Below are 7,924 nucleotides of genomic sequence, written 5' to 3' on the forward strand. Positions count from 1 at the left end.
TGACTCATTTCGCGATCGCCGAGGCGCTGGACGGGTCGGTCGTCAACCGGATGGAAAAGGTGTCGGACGCGGTCTGTCCCACGGGCGGCTGAGGCCGCGCATTTCGCATCGGTGGGCGTGATCCCGATGACGGACCATATGCGGTGACCTATGCTCCGCCGGATACCCTCTCCATCGGAGAAACCGGCCATGGCCACGGTCACCGCTTATCAGCCCATCGATATGGACGACGCCTATTTCGGGTATGGAACGGTGGTCCGGGCGACCGCTTCCATGATCCAGGTGCGCAGCGGGTCACTTACGCAGACCTATACCGGCTCGTTTAGCTATGACACGCGCCTTGGCACGATCAAGAGCGGCACGATGACCGGCACCGTGCAGCAGATCAACGGCGCGAAGGTGTTCGAGGTGACGGGTGCCCGCCATGATGCCGTGAAGGTGGTGGGCTATATGAATCGCGGCGACGCCGCCGGGCTTTATGCCTATGTGCTGAATGGCAATGACCGGATGAACGGCTCGTCCGGCGGCGATGTGATCAAGAGCTATGGCGGCGACGATCAGCTCTATGGCAATGGCGGCAATGACCGGCTGGAGGGCGGATCGGGCAATGACCGGCTGGAGGGCGGATCGGGCAATGACCGGCTGGACGGCGGCAGCGGCAACGACACTCTGCTGGGCGGCGCCGGCAACGATGTCTATGTGGTGGACAGCACCGGCGACCGGGTGTTCGAAACCCTGTCCACGGGGTCGGGCACCGATGCCGGCGGCATCGACGAGGTGCAGTCGCGGGTGTCGTGGACGCTGGGCAGCTTCGTCGAAAAGCTGACCCTGACCGGAACGGCCGCGATCAACGCCACCGGCAACGGGCTTGCCAACACGCTGAAGGGCAATGCCGCCGCCAATACGCTGGACGGCAAGGGCGGCGCCGATGTCATGCTGGGGATGGGCGGCAACGACATCTATATCGTCGACAATGTTCGCGACCGGGTTTACGAGACCACCTCGACCACATCAGGGACCAATGCCGGCGGCACCGACGAAGTCAGGGCTTCGGTGTCGTGGACGCTGGGCAGTTTCGTCGAGAAGCTGACCCTGACCGGAACGGCCGCCATCAACGGCACCGGCAACGGGCTCGGCAATACGCTCACCGGCAATGGTGCCGCCAACACGCTGGATGGCGGCGCCGGCAACGACTTCCTCTACGGGCTGGGCGGCAACGACGTGCTGAAGGGCGGCACGGGCAATGATCTGCTCGCCGGCGGCGCCGGAATGGACCGGCTGACCGGCGGCAGCGGCCGTGACATCTTCCGCTTCGACACCGCCCCCGGCAGCGACAATCGCGACATCATCACCGATTACGTGGTGGCGGACGACACGATCCAGCTGGAAAACGCCATCTTCACCCGGCTGACCAAGACCGGCGTGCTGGCCGCGGCAAACTTCCGGATGGGTAATATCAATCTGCAATAATCAGAACCCATGAGCCCAGCGCCTCAGCCCGATGGACATGATCTTCCATGGCTGGCTGATGAGCTTGTTCCAGGCATGGCAGGACATGGCGATGATCTGGTCGTAGGATTCGAAGATGCGGTTGGACAGCCAGTTGTCGCGCATAAACTGCCAGACATTCTCGACCGGATTGAGTTCCGGGGATCTGGGCGGCAGGGCGACGATGGTGATGTTCGCCGGTACGATCAGCTTATCGGTCAGCAGCATTCAGCTTGGGTACCGCACCAGGCGCCTTGCGATCGATCAGTCCGTCTGGCCCGTGGGCGTTGAAACGCAGAACCCAGTCTCGAATGATCTGCAGCCCCACGCCGCCCAGGCTGGCCGCTGAACGTCGGCTGCCGCCATCATAGATCAAGGCAAGCGCCAGCAGGCGGCGTGTCTGATCGGCATCTTTCGACCGTCGGGCCAGGGCACGAAGGCCGGCGCCGTCATAATCGGGGCGAAGGGGGATCGGTGCTGCCATGGGGATCGCTCCGGCTGTTTGCCAGAGTGACTCACAATCCGCGGGTCTTGGGAATCCCCTATCGTGAGTCGGGGTCAGCGCTCTTTGGTATAAGTCATCAAGCGCTGTTTGCCACTTGATCAGCGTTCCTGACCACTCGGAAACCGCCATTGGCCCTGCCTCCCCATGCTGGAACGCAGAGAATCACGGCTTTCCTAAAAACGTAACTGTAGTACTAACAACTACTTCCATCGTGGGTCCGGACGTCGTTTTACCGAGGGCAATCGAAATGAATAGCGATCTCCCTGTCATTGATCTGGCAGTTGCCCATGAGGGCACTCGTGCAGCGCACAATCCTCGTTTTCACGCATTGCCGATTGGCCAGCATGTGCTACGGTGTGAGCGACCAAAGGTAGTGGACGAAGGAAGAGCGCCTAGGGGGCACCATAGAACAGCGGGAGAATGCGCGCTCTCGCCCCTGCCGAGTGATCCAAGCATCAGCATCGAATTTGCCACGGGACGCAGCATGATATTCGACATCGATTCGCTCCGCGAGATCCTTCGCGTGAGATCTGGCCCTACAATCCGGCGTTTCGCGAGTATGATGCTGGTCGCCGCTGTTGGGGGCGCCGCAATTGCCAGTGTGGGCGGCGCACGCGGACAAACGCTTCTTGATCTGCAGGGGCAGATTGAATCCGCTACGCAGGCTCTTCAAAACAATAGTAATACACAGTTGCAGGACGGGTCAGCCAATACATCTCTCGATGCGCAGGCCGAGAGCCGCTCTGCCACAGAAGATGGGGCTGATGACGCTGATCTGCAAGCAGCGGACTCTGATTTGGGATTGGGTGGCCCAAGCTCAGCTAGCGGTGGCAAACCGTCATCCATTGAGCGTGACTATGCGATGCGTACTGGCCGGGCCCTTCGGCAGTATGGGTATCGTGTTTTTGACCGCGCGGCACCAACGCCTATCACTTCTGGGGAAATCAGTCCCGATTATGTGTTGGGGATCGGTGATGAGTTGATCGTCACCTATCGTGGGCAGATTTCTCGGACAGTAAGCGTTAGGGTCAACCGAGACGGGGATGTGGTACTGCCCGAGACGCCGCCGCTGAAAGCGGTTGGCGCGACGCTTGCCGACCTGCGTGATCGGCTGCAGCGTATCACCGCTGAGAGCATGGTAGGTAGCAGGGTGTACGTTACTGTGGGTAACGTCCGCCTCGTCAGCGTGACTGTTCTTGGTGAAGTGGGCCATCCCGGTGCCCGTTCGTTGAATAGTTTTGCGACAGTGGTGGATGCTATCGGCGCAGCTGGTGGCGTGCGCCGGTCGGGATCGCTTCGGCGAATTGAGTTGATCAGGATAAATGGCGAACGGATTTTCATCGATCTCTACGACTATCTCCGTGGAGACTATGGCGCGGCTTCGGCGTCTCTCCGCGACGGTGATCGCATTGTGGTCCCACTGCTGGGGCCCACTGTGGCGGTGGATGGGGATGTCGCGCGACCTGCGATTTTTGAGACGGCACCCGGCTCTTCATCGATGACTGTGAAAGAGGCACTGGACCTTTCCGGGGGGGCTCTTCGTCCAGCAGGTAACCGCTTTATTCGAATTACGTTTGATCCTGACGGCGTGCAGTCAGCTGTTTCTGCCGACCTTAAGTCAGGGTCACTTAGGCGCGGGGAGATTCTACAGGTTTTCATCGACCGCAATGTGATTGGCGGGACGGTTTTTGTGGAGGGCAGTGTATCCACGCCGGGCCCCCGTGCTCTAGATAAGTCCGGCAGTTTGAGAGCTGTATTGGCAAATCTTGATTTGCTGAGTGGTGCTCCATACCTACCTTTCGGCGCCGTACTCACACGAGACCCGCTTACTCTGCTGCCTATTTTTACGCCGTTTGATCCATTGGCCGTTATTAACGGGCGGCAAGACATGAAACTCAACTCAACCGATCGGGTTATAATCTTCGGCGCTAAAGATATCTCGTTTCTTTCGACCCCGGCCGTCGCTGACGCTTTGTCGAGCAGAGGGGGCGCGTGCCCCGCACTCTCCGCGCTGTCAGGGCTTGTTCGTCGGAGCCGCGCGGACAGTTTCTTGAGCGCTCGGCAGTTCCTGATACAGGGAGGGATCCCTGCGTCAGCTACTTCGAACGTCGACTGTCCTGCAATCTATGATCTCTATCCGAACCTTATGTCGCTGCTTCTTGAAAACGTCAGCGCAGTAACAGGTGACGTTCGGAACCCTGGCCTTTATCCTATTGCGCAGCCGGTTTCTCTCCGCATTTTGCTCAATGCAGCCGGAGGCCTGGGACGTTCTGCCGATATTTCCCAAGTGGAAGTTAGTCGCTATGATGCGAAGGTATCTGCTACTTCCACTGAGATTCAGCGCCAGGTTCTGGATCTGACGCAGGTCAGCCTGGATTCCGTAATGATCCGTCCGGGGGACACCGTACGCGTGGCAACGCGAGTAACCACGCGGGAACAGGGACTTGTGACGGTGCGAGGTGAGGTTCTTCGCCCCGGTGCTTACGACATAAGTCGCGGCGATCGATTGTCAGACGTGCTTGCTCGCGCTGGCGGTCTGACCTCGGCGGCATATCCCTTCGGTGCTGTGTTCACCCGCGATCGTGTTCGAGATCTTGAGCGGCAGGCAAACCGGCGTACGGCCGCTGAGCTGCAGAAAGGTATCGTATCGTTGCTTGCGCGGCAGTCGCAGCGCAGCACAACGGGGGCGGGGGTCGCAGATGCTATGGGGGTGATGCGAGATCTTGTTAAAGATTTGGCAGCTGTAGAACCTTACGGTCGCGTCGTGGTCGAGGCAGATCCGGCTGTACTTGCTGCTCGGCCCGAACTTGATACCGTTCTGGAGGGAGGAGATGAGGTGACTATCCCTAAGCGTCCGAATTATATCCTAGTTGTGGGTGAGGTTCTCAATCCTGGAGCGCAGCAGTTCCGTAGTGGCTTGCATGCTGCAGAGTATGTTGATGCGGCAGGTGGTTATGCCGTCGATTCAGATGAAGGGCGTGCATTCGTGGTTCTGCCTAATGGTGCTGCTGAGCCGATTAATCTCGGCTCCTGGTCGACGGAAGAGGCGAATATACCTCCGGGCGCGATGATCGTTGTTCCGCGGGATCTTGCTCCCTTCGACTTCCTCGCCATAACTTCGGATGTGACGCGCATTCTTAGCAGCGTGGCCCTGACGGCAGCAGCGTTGAATGCTGTGCAGAACTAAGGTTTCGCGCGTCGTGAGAACTAAGGCGGTTTATGCGCTGGCAATCAACATAACGTTGATTGCCAGCGTGGTAGGTGTTGTTCTAAGTGTGGTTTCTCCTGCTCAGGCGGCTGAACCCTCGCCTCTGCCGTGGAAACAAGCAACCCTTCCAAATGTGTCTGACTATGGTGGCGTCGGTGCACTTCAGACGCCTACTGCACGGTTTGGCAAGGATGGACAATTCCTTGCCGGAATCTCAATTGTATCTCCCTACCATCGCTATTTTATAAATCTTCAGGCGCTTCCGTGGCTTGAAGGGACCTTTCGATACACAAGAATTACCGATCGGCCGTATAGCGCGAACCCGGGCTTCGCGGATGGGCAAGATTATAAAGATCGAAGCGTTGATATTAAAATCCGTCTTTCTCAAGAGGATTCTACTTGGCCTGAAATTGCTGTGGGGTTTCGGGACTTGGGCGGAACGAATTTGTTTGGAAGTGAGTACTTTTCCGCATCGAAGCGTTTCGGTAACTTCGACGTAACCGGAGGGTTGGGGTTCGGTGCATTAGGAAGCCGTGCTCATTTTGATAATCCGTTAGGACTTTTCTTTGACCGTTTTGACAATCGGCTCGAAGGGCGAAATTCGCCAGGTTCCGTCGGTTCAGCTTTTTTTACGGGACCGATTGCGCTCTTTGGTAGCGTGAGTTATTTCTGGCGTGACATTCCGTTCTTCGGCGAAGATCTGCGATTTATTGCTGAATATGATCCTAATAACTATAAAAACGATCCTGCATTTTCAGACCTAACTACTAAATTTCCGATTAACGTCGGCGTCACTTGGCAGCCTGCGAGCTGGGTACAGATAGCTGCGGGCTTTGAGCGGGGTGATACCGCTATGGCACGGATGTCATTGTTCGCCGACTTTCATAATGGGTCCAATCCGCTGCTTAATAAGGGAATTCCTCCCGAGGTAGCAGTTCGCGGGCGTGATGGACCTCAGGGAATATCGGCAGATAAGCTAGTCGATCCAATCCCTACTACGGCAAGTTGGCTGCCGGAGCTGGCACAAGCCAGCATCCGGGCAGCTGCAGCTGATAGACAGATGAAGGTCGAAAGGTTTGATGTCAGTGGAGATCGCGCCAGCATCGATCTCGCTGGCGGTATACCTGGGCGTGAACTTTATGATGCATGGGAGGTCGGTAGCACGGTCGCACGTGCAGTCCCTGCCGGCGTTACTACAATCGAGGCTCGTCTGCTGGCGCGAAATGGGCAACTAATAATGGATTGGGAGGCTCCGCGAGCTCAGTTCGCGGCTGTTTCAACCTCACTACACGATGTGAGGGATACTCGTGGGGTTCGGGTTACGCCGACTGCCAAGTACGATGCGTCAGAGAAGAGCCGCCTCGCAGATCGCCTCTTTGCGGCGGCGGCGGAGAATGACATTGCGATCGATCGAATGGAGCTTCAGGGCGATAGTGTTCGCATCTTCGTGGGTGCGATGCCTTTTCGTAATTTTGTGACGTCTGTCGGACGCGTAGCGCGGATCGCGACGCAGGTGGTGCCGCCAGAAGTTGAGAAATTGAGGATCGTGGTAGGGGATGATGGTCTCCCTGTTGCGGAACTCACCGTATTGCGCACCCATATCGAACGCCTGTCGCAGAATGAAGCAAATTCAGAGGAGATATGGCGTCAAACCGGCATTGTACAAGCTGCGGCACCTGGAGAAGAGGCTATCCTCAATACTAATAATTATCCGGCTTTCGACTGGTCTGTTGCGCCTCGTACTAGGCAACAGATAGGTGGCCCTGATGCCTTTTTGATTTATCAGCTATATATACGTGCTCAGGCATCTCTGCGCCCTACGCCTAATACAGAGATAGATGGGTATGTAGGTCTAAATATAACCAATAACTATGATGATCTTGAGTTGGAGTCGGATAGCCAGTTGCCTCATGTCCGTAGTGGCATCAAGGATTATCTCAAAGAAGGAGACACATGGATTGGACGACTGCAGGGAGCCTATTACACATCCCTGGCTCGGGGCTTGTATGCCACTGCATATGCAGGTTTGTTGGAAGAGATGTTTGGTGGTGTCGGCGGGGAAATTCTCTATAAGTCCGTTGGTTCTCCCTGGGCCTATGGGATAGATGTGAACTGGGTTAAACAACGCGATTATGACGGGATGTTTAATTTTCTTGACTACAGTACGATCACCGGACATCTTGGAATATACTATGATCTACCCTTTTGGGATCTGAGTACATCCGTACGCGCCGGGCGTTATCTCGCGCGAGACTGGGGAGCGACGTTGGAGGTTTCGCGGGAGTTCGAGAGTGGTATTCGTGCGGGTATATTTGCCACGATTACAGATGTATCGGCAGCGGAGTTCGGAGAGGGCAGCTTTGACAAAGGCTTCTTTCTCAGTATCCCTCTGGATATCTACGGGACCCGTCCGACAAAAACACGGTTTGGGCTAACTTACCGTCCTGTGACCCGCGATGGTGGAGCTCAACTCAACCGTTCGAGCGCCCTAATCAGTCGTGTTGACAACTATGACGAGCACCATACGTCGCGTAACTGGCCAAGCCTGATGGATTGAGACTCGTGAAGCCTCCGGTTTGCGCGCGGGAGGCGGTCCAGGCGCCTAGTACTACAGTTGCGTTTTTAGGAAAGCCGTGATTCTCTGCGTTCCAGCATGGGGAGGCAGGGCCAATGACGGTTTCCGAGTGGTCAGGAACGCTGATCAAGTGGCAAACAGCGCTTGA

General features: G+C 56.9%; 4 protein-coding genes and 1 pseudogene. 3 read left to right on the forward strand and 2 right to left on the reverse strand.

Features of this window, described 5'->3' with window-relative positions; genetic code table 11:
* The first annotated feature begins 189 nt into the window (after positions 1–189).
* On the forward strand, positions 190–1,470 hold the full coding sequence (locus WI697_RS26215) for a calcium-binding protein (RefSeq protein ID WP_345960521.1): 1,281 nt from the start codon (positions 190–192) through the stop codon (positions 1,468–1,470).
* Here the strand turns inward: WI697_RS26215 and WI697_RS27565 are convergent.
* Together WI697_RS27565 and WI697_RS27570 are read right to left on the reverse strand one after the other, a co-directional pair.
* Positions 1,471–1,701, reverse strand: a pseudogene (locus tag WI697_RS27565) (transposase); the annotation flags it as partial.
* On the reverse strand, positions 1,700–2,122 hold the full coding sequence (locus WI697_RS27570; RefSeq protein ID WP_457853544.1) for a helix-turn-helix domain-containing protein: 423 nt from the start codon (positions 2,120–2,122) through the stop codon (positions 1,700–1,702). The gene WI697_RS27570 and the pseudogene WI697_RS27565, both read right to left, overlap by 2 nt.
* A gap of 355 nt (positions 2,123–2,477) precedes the next feature.
* On the opposite strand from WI697_RS27570, the gene WI697_RS26225 reads away from it, so the two are divergent.
* A complete protein-coding gene (locus WI697_RS26225; RefSeq protein WP_345960522.1) occupies positions 2,478–5,180 on the forward strand; it encodes an SLBB domain-containing protein in 2,703 nt (900 codons plus the stop codon).
* Complete coding sequence (locus WI697_RS26230; RefSeq protein WP_345960523.1) at positions 5,164–7,758, forward strand: YjbH domain-containing protein; 2,595 nt, start codon at positions 5,164–5,166, stop codon at positions 7,756–7,758. Before WI697_RS26225 ends, WI697_RS26230 begins: the two co-directional genes overlap by 17 nt.
* Positions 7,759–7,924 lie beyond the last annotated feature (166 nt).

The organism is Tistrella mobilis, assembly GCF_039634785.1.
Classification (GTDB): Bacteria; Pseudomonadota; Alphaproteobacteria; order Tistrellales; family Tistrellaceae; genus Tistrella; species Tistrella mobilis.